Below are 22,214 nucleotides of genomic sequence, written 5' to 3' on the forward strand. Positions count from 1 at the left end.
TACACTGGGCGGAATGCTGGCGATCATAGGGGCGATGGACGAGGAAATCGAGTTGCTGCTCGCGGATCTGCAGGCCCGCGAAGACCTGAAGCTGCCCGGCGTGACCCTGCACCGGGGCACGCTGGACGGCGTGGAGGTGCTGCTCACCCGTGGCGGGATCGGCAAGGTGAACGCGGCCATGACCACCACGCATCTGCTGGTGCAGGGAGCGACCCGGGTCATCTTCACGGGCGTGGCCGGCGGCGTGCACCCGGAGCTGCGGGTCGGCGACATCGTGGTGAGCACCGATCTGGTGCAGCATGATGTGGACGTGAGCGCCCTGGGCTACGACCTGGGCACCGTGCCCGGCGAGCCGCCGGCCTGGGCCGCCGATCCGGAGCTGCGGCAGGTGGCCGTGCAGGCGGCCCGCACGGTCGAGGGCGTGACCGTGATGGAAGGCCGGGTGGCGAGTGGCGACCAGTTCATCGCGTCGCCCCAGGGCGTGGCGCGGTTGTGGCAGAGCTTCGGGGCCGCCTGCGCCGAGATGGAGGGCGCGGCGGTGGCCCAGGTGTGTGCCAAAGCGGGCGTGCCCTTCGTGGTCATCCGGTCGGTGAGCGACACCGCCGACACCGGCGCCCCGGTGGATTACCGCGAGTTCATGCCGCGCGTGGCCCGCCACGCCAAGCAGGTCGTGCGGGGCATGCTGGCCCGGCTGTCGGGCACGCCCGGCCAGCCCACCGACGCCGGGTGAGCGACCGGGGGGTCGATCCCGGAACCCCGCCTGCACCCCGGCCGCCCGCTCCTCCGGACTCCATCACCGCCCGCCTGCCGGCCCCGGCGCGCTTCGTGCTGGGCCTGGGCATCCTGCTGGCGTTCGCCGCGGCGGGGCAGGCGCTGGTCGCGCTGACCCGGCTGCCCCTGCCGGGCTCGGTGGTGGGCATGGCCCTGCTATGGGGCGCCCTGGGCAGCGGGCTCATCCGCCTACGCTGGATCGCAGACGCCGCCGACGGCCTGCTGGGCATCCTGGGCCTCCTGTTCGTGCCGGCCACGGTGGGCTTTATCCAGTACCTCGCGGCGGGGGCGGCGTGGGGCTGGTGGCTGCTCGTGATGACCGCCGGGCTGCTGGTGGGCGCCGGGCTGGCCGGGGCGCTGGCCTCGCGGCTGGTGAGGGCATGATCTGGGTCACGCTGAGCGCGCTGGCCTTCGCGCTGGGAACCGTGCTGCAACTGCGGGTGCGCTCGCCGCTGGTCAACCCGACGCTGGTCGCCACCCTGGGGGTGGCCGCCGCGCTGCTGCTCTTCCGGGTGCCCTACCCTACCTACCTGCGCGAGGTGCAGCCGCTGCAATTCCTGCTGGCGCCGGCCATAGTGGCGCTGGCGGTGCCGCTGTACCGGCTGCGGGCCCTCCTGGCGCGGCAGTGGCGGGCGCTGGTGGTCGGCGGCCTGAGCGGCACGCTGGCGGGCGTGGTCGTGGACGTGCTGCTGTCGCGGGCCCTGAACCTGAGCGCCGACGCCCAGCGCTCGCTGATCACGGCCCCCGCCACCAGCCCGGTGGCGCTGCAGCTGGCCGCCTTCACGGGGGCGCCGCCGGCCCTGGCGGCGACCCTGGCGGTGCTCTCGGGCCTGATCGGCGCGCTGCTCCTGCCGGCGGTGCTCACGGCGCTCGGGATCACCCATCCGCTGGCCCGGGGCCTCGCCATCGGCGCGGTGGCTCACGGCGTCGGCACCGCCCGCGCCCGCGAGGAGGGCGAACTCACGGGCGCGGCCAGTTCCATCGGCATGGGGCTCGCGGCCCTGGCGGTGACCCTGGTCGTGGCGGTGGTCAGCCGGAGCTGACGGCCGTGGCCGCGTCCGGATGCCGGCGGTAGAAGGCCTCGAAATCGTCCAGGATGGTCGGCGCGTGTTGGGGCCTCTGGTTGGCCCAGGTCACCGGGTCGCCGGCCCGCACCTCACCCTCCTGCAGCACGCGGGCGTACATCCCGGGCCGGCGCGCCTCGCGGAAGCGCCTGACGAAGCCCGGATCGTCCATCCGCTCGGCCAGGGTGACGCAGGGCACGCGGGCCGCGGTGACCTCCAGGAGCGCCGCGCCCACCCGCAGCTGCTGGCCGATGGGCACGCCCGCGGAGGCGAGGCCCGAGACCAGCAGGTTCTCGCCGAAGGTGCCCGGCTCCAGCGCCCGGCCCAGGGCCTGCGCCCAGTACGCGTAATCCTGTTCGGTGTAAAGGTACACCGCCTGGTCGACGCCGCCGTGGTTCTCGGTGTCCAGGATGTGATCTCCCTCCAGGCCCAGCCGGCCCACCCACACGGCGCCGTCTACGGGACGCTTGTGGATACCGCTCCAGCCGGACTTGCTCCGCACCGCCCGCGGCTGTCCCACGCAGACGCTCAGAAGTTCCATACCGGGCAGTCTAGCGGGCCTTTCCGGGCCCGTATCCCACGCCCTTGACTCCCCCCGGGCCAGCCGGGATGCTGGGCAGATGGCCCGAACCGTCAACCCGATCCTCGACCGTGCGCGGCGCACGGCGCTGGAAAAGGCGGCCTATCTGGCGATCTACCAGCAGGGCTACGCCGGGGTCACGCTGGCCGATATCGCCGCGCAGGCCGGGGTCAGCCGGGGCACGCTGGTCTACCATTTCGGCAGCCGCGCGGGGCTGCTCTCGGCCGTCATGCGCCGCTTCACGCGCACGATCACGGTGGCGACCCGGCGCGCCCTGCGGCAGGCGGCCACCCCCGACGCCAAGCTGCGGGCCTACGTGGACAACCAGTTCTACGGGGTCGAGAACACCCGGCGTTTCTACACGGTCTCGCTCGACTTCCTGGCCGCCGCCACCCGTGACCCGGCGCTGATGGCGGTGCAGCGTGATTTCCTGGCCGAGACCCTGGCCCTGGATCTGGAACTCGCGCGGCTGGCGGGGCCGGAAGGGGCCGAGGCGCGGGCCCGGCAACTGCGCGCGCTGGTCGAGGGCCTGAGCGTGCGCTTCCTGGCCGACCCGGAGCCCGATCTGCAGGCCTACCGCGCCGACTGCCTGGCCGGGCTCCGGGCCCTGCTGGGCGAGCGGTGGGGCTGAGGAAGAGGCAAGCGGCGGCCTGACGGCCACACCCGCTCGATTCCGTTTCGGGGGCTCAGTCCAGTTTCAGGCCCTGCAATGCTGCCCTCAGCTGCCCGGCGCCCTCCAGCAGGCGGGGGCCGGGGCGACCCAGACCGCTTTCGTGGACGGCCACCACGGGCACCCCCAGGCCGCGCGCCTCGATGAGTTCCGGGCGCAGCCGCTTCGCGCCGCACCACGAACACACGATCAGATCCGGCCGGGCGGCCCGAACCTCGTCCAGGCTCAGGGGGGTGCTGCGGCCGGGCCGCCCCGCCAGCGCGTTCTCGGCGCCCAGCACCTCCAGCAGGCCACCCACCCAGGAGTCACGGGTGGCCGCGATGATCGGGCGGGGCCACCACTCGACCAGCACCCGGGGCGGCCGGGAATACTCGCCGCGCAGCGCGCGCAGCCTGGCCTCCAGCGTCGCTGCCAGCTCCCGCGCCCGCCCGGCCAGCCCGATGGCCCCGCCGATGGTGCGGATGTCCTGCAGCGTGTCCTGCAGGCTCACCGGATCGAGCACCAGCACCGGCAGGCCGGCGTCCCGCACGCCCTGGACGACGCGCTCCTGGCCGGGCACGCTCAGGCTGGCGAGCACCAGATCCGGGCGGGTCGCGGCCACGGCCGCCACGTCGATGTCCAGATCCAGCCCCACGCGGCGCGCGCCCTCCAGGCCCGGCGCGTCGCTGTGGTGATCGGCGGCCACCACCCAGCCGCTCACTCCCAGTGCGGCTAGGATGTCGGAATTGCTGGCCACCAGCGAGGCGATCCGGGGAGGGCTCATGCCCGGAAGTCTAGCGGTTCACGAAAGCGTTCAGGCACAGCCTCCGGGAGCGTCTGATGCGTCCTGAGCGGTCAATTGCCCCTCCATGCCTATGCTAGGCTCTGGCCCATGAAGAACACCTTCGCCGTCAGCATGACGCTGCTTCTGGCCCTGACCCTGGGCGGCTCCATCGCCGGGTACCGGCTGGCCACGACTCCGCACGAGGAAAAGGCCCCGACCGCGGAGCAGGGCGCGATCAGCGAGTCGGCGCCCAGCCCCAACAGCGCCGCCACCGGCTCGGCCGGCCCCTCGACCGCCCAGGGGGACGTCGTGGCTCAGAACGAGGGCGGCACGCAGGGCGGCGAGAACGGCGCGGTCGCCGGGGCCAGCGGCGCCATGGGCGGAACCGGCAACGCGGAGAACTCCACCACCGAGCCGGGGGGCGGCAAGGCCACGGGCGGCGAGACGGGTCAGCAGCCGGTCGAGACGGCCGCCGCCGCCGAGCCGGCCGGCGACGCCCAGGCCGGACAGACGCTGTTCGCGGGCAACTGCGCGGGCTGCCACGGCGCCCAGGCGGGCGGCGGCGTGGGCCCGGCGCTGACCACGGCCGACGGCCCGAAGGCCTGGACGAACGCCCAGTTCCTGACCACCCTGCGCCAGGGCAAGACGCCCGAGCGCGAGCTGAACGCCGTGATGCCGCGCTTCTCGCCGGCCCAGCTCAGCGATTCGGATGTCACGAACATCCACGCCTACATCAAGTCCCTGAACTGAGGGTTCCGGTCAGCCGGCGGCCTGTTCCCAGTGGAGCGGGCCGCCGGCTTGCTGTCCCTGCACCCTGGAATTCGGTGGCGGGGACGGCTTCCACTGCCAGCGTCGGTTTGGGCAGGGGCCGTCCATGCCCCTGGACGAGAGCGGGATGGGGTGCGCCGGAGTGTCCCAATAGAGCTGCCGCGTGACGGCGCCTTCGATGGAGAGGAACACTGGGCCACGCCCTCAGGGAGACGAATGCCTGTGTCCGACCGCCCGTCTCCCCGAGCGTGAAGGATGGGTGAAGGGGCCGCGCCCTGAGTCCCCCACGGCGGGGGGCCTGAACGGGAGCCTCGGAGGGAACCCGGCGGTGGCCCGGCGCGTACCCTGCGGTGTATGCCACTCTTCAACCTTCCCTTTCTGAACACCGATGGCAAGCTTCCGGACGGCCTGACCCGCCCGACCTGGGTGGTGCTGGACGTGACCGGCCCCTACCCCGAGCGCCAGCCCGGCAACCCTGTCCAGGCTCTGCTGAACCGCACCGAGACGCTGGAGGCCCTGAGCGCCCGGATCGAGAAGCTGCGCGGCGCCGACTGGCTGCACGGCGTTCTGGTGCGGATCAGTGAGTTCACGGCGGCGCCGGCCACCGCCCACGCCATCCGGGGGCTGCTGGCCCATCTGGCGCAGGAGAAGCGCGTGGTCGCCTTCCTGCCGCAGCTGACCATGACCAGCCTGATCGCCGCGAGCGGAGCCAAGGAGATCGCCGCGCCGGAATCGGCCGACGTGATGCTGGGCGGCTTCGGGGTCGAGGCCACGTTCATGGGCAAGTTCCTGAACAAGCACGGCATCGAGTTCGAGAACCTGCGGATCCGCGAGTACAAGGCCGCCCTGACCCGCTTCTCGCAGGAGCACATGGACGACGCCAACCGTGAGCAGCTGCAGGCCTACCTGAGCGCTCTGGAAGCGGCCTGGGTGGCCGATCTGGCCCAGGCGCGCGGCGTGGACGCCAGCACCGCCGCCGGCTGGCTCTCGGGCGAGCTAACCAGTGCCCAGGGGGCGCACGACGCCGGCCTGATCACCCGGGTCGCCTACGAGGACGAACTGGTGGGGCCGGGCACCCGGCCGATCCAGGCGATCGTGGACTGGCTGATGCCGGTGAGGCCCAGCAACCCCAGGGCGGGGCGCGTGGCGGTGGTGCCCGTGGTCGGGACCATCGTGACCGGGAAGAGCAAGAACAACCCCTTGCCCCTGCCCCTGCTGGGCGGCCCGATGGCCGGCTCGGACACCGTGGTCGCGGCCCTGAAGCGCGCCCAGCAGGATAAATCCACGAAGGCCATCGTGCTCTACGTGAACAGCGGGGGCGGCAGCGCGCTGGCCTCGGATCTGATGTGGCGCGAGGTGGCGAACAGCGAGAAGCCGGTGGTGGTCGTGATGGGTGAATACGCGGCCTCGGGCGGCTACTACGTGGCGACCCATGCCAAACGCATCGTCGCCAGCCCCTACACCCTCACCGGCTCGATCGGCGTGGTGAGCGGCAAGCCGGTCATGACGGGCTTCAACGAGCGCCAGGGCCTGAACCCCGAGCGGGTGGGCCGCGACTCCGCCCTGATGTACTCGGCCAGCCGCCGGTATTCCGATCATGAGAGGGCACACGTCGAGAAGGGCATCGCGGAGGTCTACGACCGCTTCACCAGCCGGGTCGCCGAGGGCCGGAAGCTCAGCAAGGAGCGCGTGGACGAACTGGGCCGCGGCCGAATCTGGAGCGGCGCCGACGCCCTGGAGCGCGGTCTGGTAGACGAGTTGGGCGACCTCCGCACTGGCCTTGAGCGCGCCCGCGAACTGGCCGGGCTCCCCCACGACGCCCCCGCCTGGAATGTCACCCCGAAGAACAGTGGCCCGCTGCCGGAGTTCGTGCAGGAGGCCGCCCGCGCCGCCCAGGTGGGCGTGTGGCCCTTCGGCCGCGAGCGCGTGCTGACGTGGTTCGATCAGGACGTGAAGGTGCGGTAGCGCGGAGAGAAACGCGTTGAACGGTCTAATAGGTCAAAATGCTCCGCCCTCCCCTGCTAGACCGTTCGACCGTTAGACCCTCTGACTTTCACCCTCGTACGCCGCGATCTGCCCACGGATCACGTCCAGGCTGCCTTCCCAGAAGTCCGGCGAGTGCAGGTCGATCCCGAAGCGGGCGGCGAGCCGCCGGGCGTCCTCTTTCCCGGTGGAGGCCAGGAGGTCGTCGTAGCGGCGCTGGAAGTCGGCCACCGTGCCGGCCTCCCTGGCCTGCAGGTACTGGGCGTACAGGCCCAGCCCGAACAGCAGGCCGAAGGTGTACGGGTAGTTGTAGAACGGCAGGCCGTAGTAGTGCCCCTTCACCGCCCACATGTACGGGTGCAGGGTCTCCAGCGCGTCGCCGTAGGTCTCGCGCTGCGCCCAGGTCATCAGCCCGGCGAACTCCTGCGGGTTCAGGTCGCGCTCGGCGCGCTTCTCGTACACGGCCCGCTCGAACAGGAAGCGGCTGTGGATGTCCAGCACGACCTGGGCGTGGCCCAGCAGCTGGGTTTCCAGCACGTAGAGGCGCTCCTGGCCGCTGGCCTTCTCTAGGGCGGCATTCTGGATGATGGTCTCGCAGAAGATGCTGGCCGTCTCGGCCAGGGTCATGGGCGTTTCGCGCAGCAGCGGGGGTACGCCGGCCAGCTGATGGTTGTGGTAGGCGTGCCCGAGTTCGTGGGCCAGCGTACTCACCGAGTCCAGGCTGGGATCGTGGTTCATCAGGACGCGGCTGCGGCCGCCCTGCCAGCGCATACAGAACGCCCCGCTGCGCTTGCCCTCGCGGGGGCCGGCGTCGATCCAGTCGTCCCGGAAAGCGCGCGCGGCGAAGTCGCCCAGCTCGGCGCTATAGGTGCGGAAACCCTCCTCGACGAAGCGGGTGCCCGCGCCGTAGCTCCAGTGGGTCACACTCTGGCCGACCGGGGCCAGCAGATCCCACCAGTCCAGCTTCGCCTTGCCCAGCGCCCGGGCCTTGGCCTGAAAGTAGCGGCGGAAGTCCGGCAGGGAGCGCACCACGGCGCCCTGCATGGCGTCCAGGGTCTCGTGGTCGATCCCGTGCGTGAGCAGGCTCGGCCCCACCGGGTCGGCGAAGCCTCGGCGGGCCGCCAGCGTGCCCTCCTCGCCCTTCACGCCGTTCAGGCTGGCGGCCATGACCACCTCGGCGCTCTGCCAGGCGGCGATCTCGGCCTCGAAGGCGCCCCTGCGTACCGCCTCGTCGGGGTCGCTGGCCAGGGCACGCAGGGCGGTCACGGGCAGGGCCTCGCCCCGGAACTCGCCCTTCAGGACGCTGGACACGTTGCCGTGCAGCTTGGCCCAGCCCCCGGCGCCACTGGGGCGCAGGCGGGCGGCCAGGTCTTCCTCGGGCGGGCTCATCTGGTGGCGGGCCAGCCGCGCGGAGCGGCGCAGCAGCTCGGCATAGGTGCGCCCCGTCTCCGAATCTGACATCAGGCTGTCCAGCGTCTGATCGTCCAGCCCGCCGATCCAGGCGGTCAGGCGTGAGCGCAGCGGCCCCAGCGGCAGGGTCAGGGTGGTCAGGGTGGACATCAGGCCCTGGGCGCGGGCGTCGCGGCTGTCGGTGGCGACGAAGGCCAGCAGATAGGCGCGCAGCACCCCCACCCGCTCGGCCACCGCGTTCAGCGCGTCCAGCACCGTGGCGAGCAGATCGGCCGAGACCGGGGCGCCGTCCTTGCGGATCGCCAGGGCGTCGAACTGCTGTTCCAGCGCGGCGATATCGCTGCCAAGGGCGGCCAGTCCGGGCTCCAGGGCCGGATCGTCCAGACCGGCGTACAGGTCGTCCGTGCGCCAGCGGGGGAGGTCGGTGGTGGTCATGGACTGGAGTCTAGCGGCGGGCGGCCCGGCGTGTGACATGTCATCCTGTGGACATCAACAGGTTTTCCGAGCGTGCCGGGTTCAGGATGCTGGCACCTCCTGGCACTGGTTGATAAAACAGGTAAACTTTCGAGACCGTTCTGGAGGTTCTATGTCGATGAAACCCGTGCGAATCAAGCCCGTCCTGACTGCCCTGACCCTGGCCCTCCTGGGCAGCGCCTCCGCCGCGACCACCACGCTGAACATCTTCATGGGCAGCCAGCAGCGCCCGGAGATCTTCCAGCCCATCTTCGAGCGCTTCCAGGCGCAGAACCCCAACATCCGGATCAGGATCGAGACCGGCGGGGCCACCAGCGAGGCCCAGAACCAGTACCTGACGACCGTGCTGGCCGCGAAGGACTCCACCCTGGACATCTTCCTGATCGACGTGGTGCGGACGGCCACCTTCGCCGCCGCCGGCTGGGCCGAACCGCTCGACGGCTACCTGCCCAGCAAGGACACCTACCTGAAGGCGTTCCTGCCGGGGCCGGTGGCTGCGGCCAGCGTGGGCGGCAAGCTGTACGCCATGCCGGCCTTCACCGACTCGCAGTTCCTGTATTACCGCAAGGATCTGCTGGAGAAATACAAGGCGAAGGTGCCCAGAACCTGGGATGAACTGACCGCCACGGCGACGAAAATCCAGCAGGCCGAGGGCGGCACCCTGCAGGGCTTCAACTTCCAGGGCGCGCCCATCGAGGGCACCGTCTGCAACTTCCTGGAAATGCTCTGGACGGGCGGCGGCACCGTGAACGACGTGACCAGCCCGGCGGCGAAGCAGGGCCTGGGCTTCCTGGTGAACTCGGTGAAGACCAAGCTGTCGCCCGCGGCCTCCGCCGAGATCAAGACCGACGACTCGCGCCAGCAGTTCCAGAGCGGCAACGTCCTGTTCGGCCTGAACTGGAGCTACGCCTGGGCCCACTTCCAGGGCAACTCGCCGCAGCCGACCAAGGTCAAGGGCGAGGTCGGGGTGGCGGCCCTGCCGTCGTTCGGCAAGAACCCGACGGCCACCTGCACCGGCGGCTGGCAGTGGGGCCTGAACGCCTATGGCAAGAACAAGGCGGCGGCCGTGAAGCTGCTGCAGTACATGGCGAGCAGCCCGGTACAGAAGGAAATGGCGGTGAGGGGCGCCTACCTGCCGGTGCGCAAGAGCCTGTACAACGATGCCGGGGTGCTGGCCGCCAACCCCCACTTCAAGGCCCTCTTCCCCATCGTCACCAAGGCCCGCCCGCGCCCCGTGACCCCCAGCTACCCGCGCGTCAGCGAGATCATCCGCAACAACGTCTCGGCGGCGGTGGCCGGCTCGAAGACCGTGGACGCGGCCCTGGCCGACATGCAGCGTGACCTGGCGCCCCTGCTGAAGTGAGCAGGGCTGTCTTCCCCGGACTCGACGTGAACCGATGATCAACCGCTCGACCCGTCCGCAGCGGCGGGAAACCTCTGAAGCCCGGCTGGCCTTCTGGCTGATGCTCCCGGCTGCCGCGCTGCTCTGCGGCGTGCTGCTGTTCCCGATGCTGACCACCCTGCGCGACTCGCTGTTCCTCAACAAGCTGACCGAGCCGTGGCTGAGGGGGTTCGTGGGGTTCCAGCAATACGCGCAGATGGCAGGCGACCCGCGCTTTCTCCAGGCGCTCCGCAACACCCTGTTCTTCGGGGTGCTCACGGTGGGCGGCTCCTTTCTGGTCGGCATCCCGATGGCCCTGGCCGCGCACACGCCCAGCCGCATCCGGGGGCTGGCGCGGGTGGCGCTGCTGCTGCCCTGGGCCATGCCGCCGGTCATCTCGGGCCTGATCTTCGCCTGGCTGTTCAACGGCCAGTACGGCGTCTTCAACGACCTGCTGGTGCGCGCCGGTCTGATCCAGGAACCCCTGCGCTGGCTGAGCACGCCGGGGCTGGCGGTCGTGGCGATGGTGATCACCATCGTCTGGAAGACCAGTTCCTTCGTGGCGCTGATCGTGCTGGGCGGCCTGCAGGGCATTCCACGTGAACTGACCGAGGCGGCCGAGGTGGACGGCGCCACCCGCGTGCAGGGCTTCTTCCGGGTGCTGCTGCCGCTGCTGGCGCCCTCGCTGGCCGTGGCCTTCATCTTCCGCGCGATCAGTGCCGTGCAGGTCTTCGACATCCCCTACACCTTCATCCAGCAGGCGCCGGCCCAGGGCCTGCTGGAAACTTTGGGGGTCTACATCTACCGCACCTCCATCGAGTTTCTGGACTTCGGCTACGGCGCGGCGCTGAGCGTGGCGCTGTTCGCCCTCAGCCTCGCGGTCACGGCCGTGTACGTGCGCTTCGTGCGCGACGAGGGCACGACATGAGTGAAGCCGATCAACCTAAACCCCGTCTCAACCCGGCCGAGCGGGTGGGGCGCGCCCTGGCGCTGACCGCGCTGGTGGTCGGCGGCTTCTTTCCCTTCGTCTGGATGGTGCTGACCAGCCTGAAGAACGAGGGGGAGCTGCAGAAGTTTCCCGTACAGTACCTGCCTTCAGGGTTGAACCTGGGCAACTACGCGCGGGTGTTCTCCGAGCAGCCCTTCGCCCAGTTCTTCACCAACTCGCTGGTCGTGAGCCTGCTCGCCACGGCGCTGTGCATCGTCGTGGCGGTTCCCGCCGCCTACGCCCTGGCGCGGCTGCACGTGCGCGGGCGGGGCGTGCTGCTCACCACCGTGGTCGCCTTCTCCATGTTCCCGGTCGTGAGCCTGCTCGTGCCGCTGTTCCGGCTGTTCCGGGGCGCGAACCTGCTCAATACCTACCCCGCGCTGATCCTCCCCTACGCCGCCCTGAGCCTGCCCGTGGCGATCCTGACCCTGGTGGCCTTCTTCAGCGCCATTCCCCGTGATCTGGAGGCCGCCGCGATGGTGGACGGCACCGACCGGGTAGGCGCCATGCTGCGCGTGGTGCTGCCCCTCTCCGCGCCGGGGATGGTCACGGCCGCGCTGCTGGTCTTCGTCAATTCCTGGAACGAGTTCCTGCTGGCCCTGAGCTTCAACACCAAGCTGACCATGCGAACCGTCTCGGTGGGGGTCACGCTCTATCAGGGCGAATTCGCCTTCCCCTGGCCCCTGATCGCCGCCGCCGTGGTGATCGCCACCGTGCCCATCGTCCTGCTCATCGCCATCTTCCAGAAGCGCTTCGTGGCCGGGCTGACGGCGGGGGGGGTGAAGGCGTGAAATTTGCCAACCATTCTATTCTTTTGATCGGTCTACTGCTCACTTCTTCGATGGCGGAGTCGCAATCCCAAGCCCCCAGCCCAGTCGGATATAAGCTGTTTACCAGATCGCACGTGGTTGGTGATTTCGAAGGCAGTGATTTTGACAAGACAGTCGAACTGGATAACGGAATGGTGTGTGAGTTCAGGTCATATCACTACACATACGCTTACAGACCAGAGGCTGCGGTGTTCACGAAGATTCTGACCACTGCCGATCAGAAGCGCCTGGGTGTCAAGAATCCTACAGGGATAGTCACGCTATACAAATTACTAATCGAAGACTACTCCTATGATGTTTACAGGCTCCGGTGACCAGATGACCCAATCCTCCCAGTCCGAATTCCTGTGGTTTCTGCAACTCTCGCGTGACGGCGAGTTCATCGGCACGGCCACGAAGCCGCCGCGCAGGCCCACCCTCCCCTACCTGCAGTCGCTGATCTCCACGGCGGGCGAGGCGGGTTTCGAGGCCCTGCTGACCGCCACCAACTACCACTCTGAGCACGAGAACTACACGGCGGCGGTGGCGGCGCTGGCCCGCACGGCGCCGACCGATCCGGCGCTGCTGATCGCGGTGCGGCCCGGCATGTTCCACCCGGCCATGTACGCCAAGATGCTCGCCACGCTGCAGAACCTCTTTCCGGGGCGGGTGCGGCTGAACATCGTGACCGGCTCCAGTCCGGCCGAGAACGCCATGTACGGCGACTTCGAGGATCACGCGCGGCGCTACGAGCGCACCCGCGAGTTCATGACCATCCTGCGCCAGCTCTGGACTCAGCCGCCGCCGCAGTCGCACAGGTCTGACCTGTACGCCTTCGAGAACGCCGTGCTCGACCCGGCGCCCGCGCAGCCCATCCCGCTGTATTTCGGCGGGGCCTCGCCGGTCGCGCAGGGCATCGCCGCCGACCTGGCCGACGTGTACCTGATGTGGGGCGAGCGCGAGGACATGCTGCAGGAACGGCTGAACCAGATGCGGGCGCTGGAGGCCCAGACCGGGCGCCCGCTGCGCTACGGCCTGCGAACCCACGTGATCGTGCGCGAGACCGAAGCCGAGGCGCAGCGGGCCGCCGAACGCCTGATCAGCCGGGTCGATCCGGCGGTGCGGGCGGCGTTCGTCGCGAGCCACGCGCATGTGGACGGCGTGGGGCAGCAGCGCCAGATCGAGATGATGAAGGGCCTGGGCGAGGGGCTGATGGTGGAGCCGGGCCTCTGGGCGGGGGTCGGCATGGCCCGCAGCGGCGTGGGCGTGGCCCTGATCGGTGATCCGGGGCAGGTGGCCGCCAAGATCCGCCGCTACGAGGAGATGGGCTTCTCTTCGTTCATCTTCAGCGGCTACCCACACCTGGAGGAAGCTCGGCGTTTCGGTGAACTGGTCATGCCGCTCCTGAAGGGCAGCCGGGCCGAGGAGCGGGCCATCCACACGGACCGCGTGGCGCCGGTCGCCTGATCAGCGCGCGCCGCCGGGCCGCAGCACCAGCACCTCCAGCCGCTCGGCCACGTTGACCAGATGGTCGCCCAGCCGCTCCAGATCACGGGCCATGCGTCCGGCGGTCAGGGCGACCTCGGTGTCCTCGGGGCGCTCCAGCAGGCGGGTCAGGGAGGCGCGCTGCATCTGCTCGTAGAGCGCGTCGACCTGCTCGAAGTCCAGCCGCATGACCTCGCGGGCCGCCTGCACGTCGCGCTCGGCGAAGGCGAAAGACAGCCGCTCGATCATCTGCGAGAGGAGCCGCACGATGGGCACGGCGTCCTGCAGGGTGGCCGATCTTACGCGGGGCGCGAAGGTCTCCAGGGCGCGGGCCACGTTGAAAGCGTAGTCGCCCACCCGCTCCAGGTTGGTCAAAGAGCGGAAGACCATCAGGTGGAAAGCCAGTTCCTCGTCGGACAGGCCGGTGGCGAAGGCCTGCAGGCAGGCGTCCTCCAGCTCGCGTTCCAGGGCGTCGGTCTCGCACTCCAGCACGCCCGCGCGGGCGGTCAGGCCGGCGAACTCGGCGCGGCCGTCGGCGTCGCGCACGGCTTCGAGCTGCTCCAGCACGATACTGAGCATCCGCAGAAAGCGGGCCGTGACCAGCGCCGTGCTGGCCTGACCTGCGCTTGTGGTGCTGGGGGTCATGAGCGCAGTATCGCGCGGGGGTGTGATGAGGGGGTCAAGAAATGGGCAGGCCTCGGTTCATAGAGGCTGAAGAGCGCAGGGCAGACCGATCAGGCGACGAAACGATTTCTCCTCTCCCGACCGCCTGCCACGGGACGCCGGCCTCTTTACTGTCTGGGCTGTCTGAGCCGGGCATCTCCATGCAGCGCCTAGCGGCCCGTGGATCCGGGTGGAGTACCGGCCGCCAGGGTGACAGGAATCGTCAGGGTCTGACCGGCGCGGCTGACCGTCAGCCGCACGGTCTCGCCCGCGGCGCGGCGGAACAGGGTCTCGCGCAGGTCGGCCGAGGTGCGGATCGTCTGCCCGTCGAGCGCCGTCACCACGTCGCCCCCCAGGAAGACCGGGCCGATGGGCGTGTCGATGCGGGTGGTGCCGCCGCGCAGCCCGGCGCGCCGGGCGGGGCCATCCGGGCTGACGCTGGAGATCAGCGCGCCCTCGCGGGGTAACGTGTACTGGGTGCGGGCCTGCTGGGAGAGCACGTCCAGTTCGAAGGGGGCGAGCACCACCCCCAGCACCGGCCCGACCACGGTGCGGCCCGCCCGCAGTTCGGGCAGCAGACGGCGGGCTACGTCCACCGGCACGGCAAAGCCCACCCCGGCGCTCTGGCCCACGCCCGTGGCCGCTCCCGAGGGAGACAGGATCTGGGTGCTGATCCCGATGACCTGCCCGGCCGAGTTGAGCAGTGGCCCCCCCGAGTTGCCCGGATTGATGGCCGCGTCGGTCTGGATGGCGCGCTGGGCGATCTGCCGCAGGCCGGTAGGGATGCTCCGCTCGACTGCCGACACGATGCCGGTGGACGCGCTGAACTGCAGACCGAAGGGCGCGCCCAGGGCGATGGTGGTCTGGCCGACCCGCAGCCCGGCCGACGAGCCCAGTGGCAGGGGCCGGATGCGCGCCGCGCTCAGGTTCTGCACCTGGATCAGCGCGAGATCGTAGTCGGGCGCGCTGCCGACCAGTCGGGCGGGATAGGCCTGCTCGTCGCCACGCAGCCTCACGCTCAGTCGGCTGGCCCCCTCCACCACGTGATAGTTCGTCAGCGCGTAGCCCTGGGCATCGACGAAAAAGCCGCTGCCACTGGACTGATCCTCGCCCCCGCGGGGATCCTGGAAGAGGGGGTTGGAGAACACCGGCTCGGCCGACCCGGAGGCCGTCGACGCCTCGATGAAGATGACCCCCGCCAGCGCGCCCTCGATGATGTCGGCTGCGGCGCGCTCCGCTGCCGGGAGCGTGGGCGCCGGCGTCGCCTGAGGTGCCGGGGACGCTGGGGCTGGGGGGGCATTCTGGGCCAGGGCGCTGGACAGCAGCAGGCTCAGCCACAGGGTGAAGGGTCGGACACGCTGCAACGTGGTCTGGAACATGGGGGCCTCCTGCGCTCATCTAAAGGGCAGGGCTCCGCCTCACTCTGGGTGCCAGATTCCAGTGTAATCAAAGCCTAAAAGGAGCCTCTATGAGGGCGGTGGCCTGGATCAGGCCCCGTGGTTCGCCGTCGGCCGCGCCGCGCCTGCCACCCCGCATGACGCGCCAGCACACCTGTCAGGATGTGGCCCATGATTCCGCCACCATCAGCCCCTCCTCCGGCCCTGCATCTGCGGGGCATCACCAAGCGCTTTCCGGGCGTCGTGGCGAACGACCGCGTCGACCTGAGCGTGGGGCGCGGCGAGGTGCTGGCCCTGCTGGGAGAGAACGGCGCGGGCAAGAGCACCCTGATCTCCATCCTGTACGGCCTCTACCAGCCCGACGAGGGCACGGTCGAACTGGCCGGGCGACCGGTGCGGATCGGCAGCCCGGCGCAGGCGCGCACCCTCGGCATCGGGCTGGTGCCGCAGCACCCGCTGCTGGTCTCGCGGCACACGGTCGCGGAGAACCTGGCCCTGGGCTTCGGATCGGGCCTCTTCCCGGCCCGCGGCGTCACCGCGCGCATCCGCGAGCTGTCTCAGCAGTACGGGCTGGAGGTCGACGCGTCGGCACGGGTCTCCGACCTCTCGCCCGGCGAGAAGCAGCGCGTGGAGATCATCCGGGCCCTGCTGGGCGGCGCACAGGTGCTCATTCTGGACGAACCGACCTCGGTATTGACCCCGCAGGAGGCGGGGAGCCTGTTCCGCGTGATGCGCGATCTGCGCGCGGACGGCCGCTCCCTGATCTTCATCTCGCACAAACTGGACGAGGTGCTGGCTGTGGCCGACCGCGTGACCGTGCTGCGGCGCGGTAAGGTCGTGGGCGAGGTGCCCACGCTGGGCGCGACCCGCGAGTCGCTGGCCGAGCTGATGGTGGGGCGCTCGGTGGACTTCACCCGCAAGCGTGGGGCACCGGGGACGGGCGACGTGCTGCTGCAGGTGCACGGGCTGCAGGCCAGCGGTTCGCGCGGCCTGCCGGCCCTGCGCGGCGTGAGCTTCGAGCTGGGGCGCGGCGAGGTGCTGGGCGTGGCGGGCATCGCCGGCAACGGGCAGAGCGAACTCGTCGAGGTGCTGGCCGGGCTGCATGGGGCCACGGGCGAGGTGACGCTGGACGGGCGGCCCCTCTCGGGCGGCGCGCAGGAACGCTTCCGTGCGGGCGTGGCGCACATTCCCGAAGACCGCATCCACTCGGGCACCGTCCCCTCCATGACGGTGGCCGAGAACGTGGCCCTGCGGGGCTACGACCGGCCCCCACTGGCCCGCGGCTTGAGCCGCGACCTGAAGCGCACCGATGAGCTGGCGCGGCGCGAGGTCGAGGCGTACGCCGTCTCCACGCCGGGCATCCACACGCCCAGCCGGCTGCTCAGTGGCGGCAACATCCAGAAGCTGATCCTGGCGCGCGAACTGGCCGGCGAGCCGAAGCTGATCCTGGCGGTTCACCCCACCTACGGGCTGGACATCGGCGCGACCGATCAGGTGCACCGCGTCCTGCTGGAGCGCACCACGGCGGGCGCGGGCGTGCTGCTGGTCAGCGAGGATCTCGATGAGCTGCTCAGCCTGTCCGACCGGATCGGCGTGATGGTCGGGGGCTCGCTGCTGGGGCCGTTCCCGGTGGGCGAGGTCACGCGCGAGTCGCTGGGCCTGCTGATGGGCGGCGCGCACCCCCACAGCCTGCCGGGCGCGGATCAGGGAGTCGTCGCCGGGGGACTGGCGTGATGCGGCTGATGCCCCTGGCCGTTCCTTCGGCGGCGCGGGCAGTGGTGGTCACGCTGATCGCGGTGGCCCTCGCGCTGGCGCTGTGCGCGCTGGTCTTCGTGTTCTACGGCGTCTCGCCGGGCACGGTCTACGGCACCATGCTGCGCGGCACCCTGGGCGACCCGACCGGTCTGGCCGAGGTCGGGCGGCGCACCATCCCGCTGCTGCTGATCGGCGCGGGGCTGGCGCTGGCCTTCCGGGCACAGTTCTTCAACATCGGCGCCGAGGGGCAACTGCTGCTGGGCGCGGTGTTCGCGGCGGGTACGGGGCTGTTCGTGCCGCTGCCCGGGTTCCTGATCCTTCCCGCCATGTTCGTTATGGGCGCCCTGGGCGGCGGCCTGTGGGCGGGCGTCGCGGCGTGGCTGCGGCGGCTGAACGTGAACGAGATCCTGTCCACGCTGATGCTCAACTACATCGCGGTGGCGCTGGTGACCTACCTCATCGCCGGCCCCTGGAAGGGCAAGGACGTGCGCGGCTACATCTACACCGACACCATTCCGGACGCCGCCTACCTGTCGACCCTGCCGGGCACCCAGGTGCACTGGCCCACGCTGCTGCTGGGCGTGGTGGTGGCGCTGGGCCTGCAGTGGGTGCTGGGCCGTTCCACCTTCGGCTACGCCCTGCGGGTGGTCGGGGAGAATCCGGGCGCCGCGCGCTACGCCGGCCTGAACGCCCCTGGGATCGCCACCACGGTCGCGCTGATCACCGGCGGCGCGGCCGGGCTGGCCGGCGCGGGCGAGGTCGCGGGCATCCACCACCGGCTGCTGGAGGCGGGGCAGCTCAGCCTGGGCTACGGTTTCACGGCCGTGATCGTGGCCTGGCTGGCGCGCGGCCACCCGGCCCTGTGCCTGATCACCGCGCCCCTGATGGGCATCATCCTGGCGGGCGGCGACCTGCTGAAGATCGACCTGAACATGCCCTTCCGGGTGGTGGATGTGTTCTCCGGCGTGATCCTGCTGTGCCTGATCGCCTCGGAGGTCTTTGTGCGCAACCGCGTGGCGTGGGGGAAATGATGGGAATGGCAGAAGGCAGAAGGCAGATGGCAGATGGCCGAGGGCAAGAGGAGCGGCGACATGGATAACGTGGTCGTGGAGGCGCTGGTACGGGCGCTGGCGGTGGGGACGCCGCTGCTGCTGGCGTGCCTGGGGGCGATCCTGAACGAGCGCGCTGGGGTCGTGAACCTGGGGGTCGAGGGCATGATGGCGGTGGGGGCGCTGGCGGCCTTCGCGGTGGCCTCGGCCTCGCCGGACGCGAGCCTGTGGGCGGCCGTGGGCGCGGCGATGCTGGCGGGAGCGGCGCTGTCGTGGCTGCACGCGCTGGCGACGGTCACGCTGCGGGCCAACCAGTTCGTGAGCGGGCTGGCGCTGGCGCTGCTGGGCACGGGCGCGGCGGGGCTGCTGGGCAAGAAGTTCGAGGGCCTGCCGCTGTTCAACAAGGTTCAGGACTGGAACCTGGGCGGTTTCGTGGTCAGCCCCTTCACCGTGGCAGCGCTGCTCCTGGCGGGCGCCCTGGCCTTTTACCTGAACGCCACCCGCTGGGGCCTGACCCTGCGCTCGGTGGGCGAGAACCCGGCGGCAGCCGACGTCCTGGGCGTGAACGTGGGGCTGGTTCGCACCCTGGCGGTGCTGGCGGGGGGCGCCCTGTCCGGGCTGGCGGGAGCGTTCCTGGCGCTGTCCTACCGCGCCTCCTGGGCCGACAACATGACGGCGGGGCTGGGCTGGATCGCGGTGGCGCTGGTCATCTTCGTCGGCTGGCGACCGCTGCGGGCCATCGCCGGGGCGCTGTTCTTCGGCTTCCTGTATTACCTGCAGTTCCGCCTGCAGGGCAACAGTCCGGTGCCCACCGAGGTGTTCAGCGCCATGCCCTTCGTGCTCGTGCTGGTCGTGCTGGCACTGGCCGGGCGGCGCGGGCAGGCGGGAGACGCCCCGGCGGCGCTGGGCCGGGCGTACGTGCGCGGAGAACGTTGAGAACCGATCAACGGCTGGGTCGGCCCACCGACCAGTTCACCGTTTTGGTCTGACCCTCGATCACTGTGACCACCCGCTCCTTCTCCTGCACCGTGCAGACGCCGTTCACCCGGTCGCACAGGAAGAAGGTGGCTTTCAGGGTGATCCGGCCTCCCCGGGTCTGGGGCAGCGGAATCCGGAGATCGTCGAGGCGGAGAAGGGTATTGACGGGATCGGCGGGATCGGGAATGCCCCGCAGCACGAAGGACTGGCGGGAACCGGCGGCCACGACGCTCAGGGTGGAGGCCCCACGGCGGTTGAAGCCGATGCCCGGCGGGGTGGTGAAGCGGATCAGGAGCGAGGTGGACGCTGTCGTCGAGGGGAGTAATGCCGAGGCGTCCACCACAGCCAGCACAGTGATCAGTCCGGCCAGGACAGACGTTGTTTCCCGCTTCATTTCTCGACCAGCAGCCTCTGGATGGTCGCCTCCAGGCCGGGAATGGCGTGGGGGAAGCGGGAACTGATCTCTCCGACATGCACGGCCCGCAGCCGGCCCCGTCGGTCGAGCAGGTAGAAGGTCGGCCAGGACGAGTTGCTCCACGCCCGCCAGTTGAAGGAGTCGTTGTCCTGCACGACGGGCCAGCTCACGCCGTCGTCTTTCAGCGACGCCCGTACATTGGCCAGCGGCTTATCAGACTCGAATTCCGGCGTATGGACACCGATGATCTCCAGCCCCTGATCCCGGTATCGGCCGTACCAGCCCTTGAGGGTAGGCAGGCTGTTGTGGCAGTTGATGCACGAGTAGACCCAGAAGTTCACGATCACGACCCGGCCCCGCAGGCTGGCGAGCGGCGCGGCGTCCGGGCTCAGGGTGGCCGGGCTGGCTGTGTTGAGCCAGGACGTGCCCCGCAGTTCCGGGGGCGTCTGGTTCACGCCCACCGCCTGGGCGGGCAGGAGCAGCAGGGCGCACAGCAGGGGCAGGCGGGTCATAGGGCACCTCCGTCCCAGGGCCGTCAGGCTCATGGGGATTCGTCGGAGATACGGAAGCGACCCTCCCCAGGTTCAATGGACACACGCGGACTCGCTCGATAAAGACCGGCACAAGCGCTCTCAAAGCCGCCACGCCCGATCCTCCGCCTAAGCTCTGCGAACAGGCCGGATGGCGGCCCCAGGAGGCGAGATGACGATCAAGGTCGGAGATAAGGTGCGCTGGAACAGCCACGGCTCTCACGCCGAGGGCAAGGTCGTGAAGATCGCCCACGAGGACGGCGAGGTGAGCGGGTTTCACTACAGGGCCACGAAGGACGATCCCCGGTACATCGTGGAGGTGGACGGCAAGAAGACCGCGCACACGGAAGACGCGTTGAGCAAGATCTGACGCGCCCACCAGCCGACGGGTCATCCTGAACGGCGCTGATGAGTTCACTTCGCAGCGTCGAGAGCTGGGCAGTCGACCCGGCCGCAATCTTCGGGCACATGAGATCAGCCTGACCAGCGAACTCGCAGTCAGGCTGAAAGCGTTGCAGACGCTCTTCAGGGAGTGGTCGGCCCCGACGCCCTTCTCCCCTGCCGACCAGTACGAGCCGGCTTCCGCATCAGATACCGCACCAGGAAGAGCGCGGCGACGATGGCCGCCACGACCAGCGGCGGCGTGTGATCCTTCTTCACGCCCCAGTAGTAGTGCAGCACGCCCAGGCTCACCGCCGCGTAGGCGAGCTGGTGAAGCCGCGTCCAGCGCGCGAAGCCCAGGCGTTTCACGGCAGCCGACGTGCTGGTCAGGGCCAGCGGCACCAGCAGCAGCAGCGCCGTGAAGCCGGCGGTCACGAAGGGCCGCTTGACCACATCCTCGGCCATCGCGCTCAGGGTGAAGCCGTGGTCGAACAGGTAGATCAGGAAGTGCAGCACGCCGTAGCCGAAGGCCAGCAGGCCCAGCGTCCTGCGGATCCGGGCGGGCCACGTCCAACCCCGGCCCGATGGGCTCAGGCGGGCGCTGAGGAGCCGCGCGGGCGTGCAGGCCAGCGAGAGCACCAGCAGGGCCAGGGTCAGCAGCCCGGTCTGCAGGGTGGCCCGCTGGATGGGATTGGCGCCCAGTGCGCCGCTCAGGGCGTCCATCACGAGGACGACCGCCGGTACGAGGCCGCCCACCGTGACGGCCGGCACCAGCCAGCCCAGGGGCCGGGCGACCGGACGTGGCTGCGCCGCCGGGGCCGCGCGCCGCGCCGTGCCTGCCGGACGCTCCATCAGTAGAACTTCCTGAGATCCATCCCCCTGTACAGCCCCGCGACCTGCTCGGCGTAGCCGTTGAAGGGCAGGGTCTTGCGGCGGCCCAGCTCCCCGATCCGGCGCTCGGTGGCCTGGCTCCAGCGGGGGTGGGGCACGGCGGGGTTCACGTTGGCGTAGAAGCCATACTCGTCGGGGGCGGCCAGTGCCCAGGTGGTCTTGGGCTGCTCGGCGGTCAGGGTGATCCTCACGATGCTCTTGATCCCCTTGAAGCCGTACTTCCAGGGCACCACCAGGCGCAGCGGCGCCCCGTTCTGGCCGGGCAGCACGCGCCCGTGCAGGCCGACCGCCATGAAGGCCAGCGGGTGCAGCGCCTCGTCCAGCCGCAGGCCCTCCACGTAGGGCCAGTCGAGCACCCGGCCACGCTGCCCCGGGAACTGCTTGGGGTCGTAGAGCGCCGTGAACTGGACGTATTTCGCCTTGCCCGTCGGCTCCAGGCGGCGGATCAGGGCGCCCAGCGGGAAGCCCAGCCAGGGCATCACCATGCTCCAGCCCTCCACGCAGCGCATCCGGTAGATGCGGTCTTCCAGCGGGAACCAGGACTGCAGGGTATCGATGTCGACCGTCTGGGGTTTACGCACCTCGCCGTCGATCTTCACCGTCCAGGGGCGGGGCTTGAGGCTGGCGGCCAGGCGGGCGGGGTCGCCCTTGTCGGTGCCGAACTCGTAGAAGTTGTTGTAGGTCGTGGACTGCGCCCAGGGCGTGACCTTCTCGTTGGTGTCATAGGGCCCGAGCGGCCGGTTCGGCAGGGTGAAGGCGTCGGCGCCCTGCGCCTCGGCTCCGCCCACTCCAGGACTGCCCGCACCGGGGCGGCGGGTCAGCAGTTCCAGACCGCCGCCCAGGCCGGCCACGGTGGCCGTGAACAGGCCAGCGCTGCGGATGAACTCCCGGCGGGTATTGGGGGCGGGTGGGGTGGTCGTTTCCGGCACCTCGGCACCGCTGCGCTGATCGTTGGGACTGGACATGGAGAACCTCCTCAAGCAGTGATACGGAGTCTGGCGCGGTTTGG

The 22,214-nt window shown here is 70.3% G+C and carries 24 protein-coding genes; 15 read left to right on the forward strand and 9 right to left on the reverse strand.

The annotated features are described in order from the left end of the window. Positions 1–13 precede the first annotated feature (13 nt). Genes CVO96_RS00605 through CVO96_RS00615 form a run of 3 tightly spaced genes read left to right on the forward strand, consistent with a single transcriptional unit; the run spans position 14 to position 1,814 of the window. Positions 14–730, forward strand: coding sequence for a 5'-methylthioadenosine/adenosylhomocysteine nucleosidase (locus CVO96_RS00605; protein WP_103309183.1), 717 nt, complete (start codon positions 14–16; stop codon positions 728–730). Next, entirely contained in the window at positions 727–1,155 is a 429-nt protein-coding gene (locus CVO96_RS00610; RefSeq protein ID WP_243398098.1) for a CidA/LrgA family protein, read from the forward strand. The genes CVO96_RS00605 and CVO96_RS00610 overlap by 4 nt, the downstream gene beginning before the upstream one ends. Beyond that, positions 1,152–1,814, forward strand: coding sequence for an LrgB family protein (locus CVO96_RS00615; protein WP_103309185.1), 663 nt, complete (start codon positions 1,152–1,154; stop codon positions 1,812–1,814). Before CVO96_RS00610 ends, CVO96_RS00615 begins: the two co-directional genes overlap by 4 nt. Here CVO96_RS00615 and CVO96_RS00620 read toward each other — a convergent pair. Further along, positions 1,801–2,376, reverse strand: coding sequence for an MOSC domain-containing protein (locus tag CVO96_RS00620; protein ID WP_103309186.1), 576 nt, complete (start codon positions 2,374–2,376; stop codon positions 1,801–1,803). The two genes, CVO96_RS00615 and CVO96_RS00620, sit on opposite strands and share 14 nt — an antisense overlap. A 79-nt stretch (positions 2,377–2,455) precedes the next feature. On the opposite strand from CVO96_RS00620, the gene CVO96_RS00625 reads away from it, so the two are divergent. After that, positions 2,456–3,046 carry a TetR family transcriptional regulator C-terminal domain-containing protein gene (locus CVO96_RS00625; protein ID WP_103309188.1) on the forward strand — a complete coding sequence of 197 codons (591 nt, stop codon included), beginning with the start codon at positions 2,456–2,458 and terminating at the stop codon, positions 3,044–3,046. A gap of 55 nt (positions 3,047–3,101) precedes the next feature. On the opposite strand, the gene CVO96_RS00630 is transcribed toward CVO96_RS00625, so the two are convergent. Further along, positions 3,102–3,848 carry a helical backbone metal receptor gene (locus CVO96_RS00630; protein ID WP_103309190.1) on the reverse strand — a complete coding sequence of 249 codons (747 nt, stop codon included), beginning with the start codon at positions 3,846–3,848 and terminating at the stop codon, positions 3,102–3,104. A gap of 108 nt (positions 3,849–3,956) precedes the next feature. On the opposite strand from CVO96_RS00630, the gene CVO96_RS00635 reads away from it, so the two are divergent. Further along, positions 3,957–4,598 carry a c-type cytochrome gene (locus CVO96_RS00635; protein WP_103309192.1) on the forward strand — a complete coding sequence of 214 codons (642 nt, stop codon included), beginning with the start codon at positions 3,957–3,959 and terminating at the stop codon, positions 4,596–4,598. Positions 4,599–4,970: 372 nt separating this feature from the next. Continuing rightward, entirely contained in the window at positions 4,971–6,581 is a 1,611-nt protein-coding gene (locus tag CVO96_RS00640) for a S49 family peptidase (protein ID WP_103309194.1), read from the forward strand. 72 nt (positions 6,582–6,653) lie between these two features. On the opposite strand, the gene CVO96_RS00645 is transcribed toward CVO96_RS00640, so the two are convergent. Further along, entirely contained in the window at positions 6,654–8,444 is a 1,791-nt protein-coding gene (locus tag CVO96_RS00645) for a M3 family oligoendopeptidase (protein WP_103309197.1), read from the reverse strand. 151 nt (positions 8,445–8,595) lie between these two features. On the opposite strand from CVO96_RS00645, the gene CVO96_RS00650 reads away from it, so the two are divergent. The 5 genes from CVO96_RS00650 to CVO96_RS00665 are packed head-to-tail and all read left to right on the forward strand — an operon-like array spanning position 8,596 to position 13,128. Then, the gene (locus CVO96_RS00650) at positions 8,596–9,846 is read left to right on the forward strand and encodes an ABC transporter substrate-binding protein (RefSeq protein ID WP_243398099.1); all 1,251 of its coding nucleotides are present in this window, start codon (positions 8,596–8,598) and stop codon (positions 9,844–9,846) included. Positions 9,847–9,880: 34 nt separating this feature from the next. Beyond that, positions 9,881–10,792: a carbohydrate ABC transporter permease gene (locus CVO96_RS00655; protein ID WP_103309200.1), complete on the forward strand. Its 912-nt coding sequence runs from the start codon at positions 9,881–9,883 to the stop codon at positions 10,790–10,792. Then, entirely contained in the window at positions 10,789–11,643 is an 855-nt protein-coding gene (locus tag CVO96_RS00660; RefSeq protein ID WP_103309202.1) for a carbohydrate ABC transporter permease, read from the forward strand. Before CVO96_RS00655 ends, CVO96_RS00660 begins: the two co-directional genes overlap by 4 nt. Beyond that, on the forward strand, positions 11,640–11,996 hold the full coding sequence (locus CVO96_RS20670; RefSeq protein ID WP_133161715.1) for a hypothetical protein: 357 nt from the start codon (positions 11,640–11,642) through the stop codon (positions 11,994–11,996). Before CVO96_RS00660 ends, CVO96_RS20670 begins: the two co-directional genes overlap by 4 nt. Positions 11,997–12,000: 4 nt before the next feature. After that, entirely contained in the window at positions 12,001–13,128 is a 1,128-nt protein-coding gene (locus CVO96_RS00665) for an LLM class flavin-dependent oxidoreductase (protein WP_103309205.1), read from the forward strand. Here CVO96_RS00665 and CVO96_RS00670 read toward each other — a convergent pair whose 3' ends face one another. Together CVO96_RS00670 and CVO96_RS00675 are read right to left on the reverse strand one after the other, a co-directional pair. Then, positions 13,129–13,791: a phosphate signaling complex PhoU family protein gene (locus CVO96_RS00670; RefSeq protein ID WP_103309207.1), complete on the reverse strand. Its 663-nt coding sequence runs from the start codon at positions 13,789–13,791 to the stop codon at positions 13,129–13,131. 188 nt (positions 13,792–13,979) lie between these two features. Further along, positions 13,980–15,188, reverse strand: a complete 1,209-nt coding sequence (locus CVO96_RS00675) for a S1C family serine protease (RefSeq protein ID WP_103309210.1) — start codon at positions 15,186–15,188, stop codon at positions 13,980–13,982. 189 nt (positions 15,189–15,377) lie between these two features. On the opposite strand from CVO96_RS00675, the gene CVO96_RS00680 reads away from it, so the two are divergent. Genes CVO96_RS00680 through CVO96_RS00690 form a run of 3 tightly spaced genes read left to right on the forward strand, consistent with a single transcriptional unit; the run spans position 15,378 to position 18,946 of the window. Beyond that, on the forward strand, positions 15,378–16,940 hold the full coding sequence (locus CVO96_RS00680) for an ABC transporter ATP-binding protein (RefSeq protein WP_103309212.1): 1,563 nt from the start codon (positions 15,378–15,380) through the stop codon (positions 16,938–16,940). Then, positions 16,940–17,992: an ABC transporter permease gene (locus tag CVO96_RS00685; RefSeq protein ID WP_103309215.1), complete on the forward strand. Its 1,053-nt coding sequence runs from the start codon at positions 16,940–16,942 to the stop codon at positions 17,990–17,992. Before CVO96_RS00680 ends, CVO96_RS00685 begins: the two co-directional genes overlap by 1 nt. Positions 17,993–18,052: 60 nt before the next feature. After that, the gene (locus CVO96_RS00690) at positions 18,053–18,946 is read left to right on the forward strand and encodes an ABC transporter permease (protein WP_103313216.1); all 894 of its coding nucleotides are present in this window, start codon (positions 18,053–18,055) and stop codon (positions 18,944–18,946) included. A 7-nt stretch (positions 18,947–18,953) separates the two neighbouring features. Here CVO96_RS00690 and CVO96_RS00695 read toward each other — a convergent pair whose 3' ends face one another. Together CVO96_RS00695 and CVO96_RS00700 are read right to left on the reverse strand one after the other, a co-directional pair. Next, positions 18,954–19,382: a hypothetical protein gene (locus tag CVO96_RS00695; protein WP_103309218.1), complete on the reverse strand. Its 429-nt coding sequence runs from the start codon at positions 19,380–19,382 to the stop codon at positions 18,954–18,956. Continuing rightward, complete coding sequence (locus tag CVO96_RS00700; RefSeq protein WP_165795160.1) at positions 19,379–19,915, reverse strand: redoxin domain-containing protein; 537 nt, start codon at positions 19,913–19,915, stop codon at positions 19,379–19,381. Before CVO96_RS00700 ends, CVO96_RS00695 begins: the two co-directional genes overlap by 4 nt. 190 nt (positions 19,916–20,105) lie before the next feature. Between CVO96_RS00700 and CVO96_RS00705 the strand changes: the two genes are divergently transcribed. Continuing rightward, positions 20,106–20,303 (forward strand): hypervirulence associated TUDOR domain-containing protein, encoded by a 198-nt coding sequence (locus CVO96_RS00705; protein WP_103309223.1) that lies wholly within the window; start codon positions 20,106–20,108, stop codon positions 20,301–20,303. 155 nt (positions 20,304–20,458) lie between these two features. On the opposite strand, the gene CVO96_RS00710 is transcribed toward CVO96_RS00705, so the two are convergent. Next, positions 20,459–21,166 (reverse strand): protein-methionine-sulfoxide reductase heme-binding subunit MsrQ, encoded by a 708-nt coding sequence (locus CVO96_RS00710; protein WP_103309226.1) that lies wholly within the window; start codon positions 21,164–21,166, stop codon positions 20,459–20,461. Beyond that, positions 21,166–22,170 carry a protein-methionine-sulfoxide reductase catalytic subunit MsrP gene (msrP, locus tag CVO96_RS00715; protein WP_103309228.1) on the reverse strand — a complete coding sequence of 335 codons (1,005 nt, stop codon included), beginning with the start codon at positions 22,168–22,170 and terminating at the stop codon, positions 21,166–21,168. The genes CVO96_RS00710 and msrP overlap by 1 nt, the downstream gene beginning before the upstream one ends. Between the last annotated feature and the right edge of the window lie 44 nt (positions 22,171–22,214).

Source organism: Deinococcus koreensis (genome assembly GCF_002901445.1).
Classification (GTDB): Bacteria; Deinococcota; Deinococci; order Deinococcales; family Deinococcaceae; genus Deinococcus; species Deinococcus koreensis.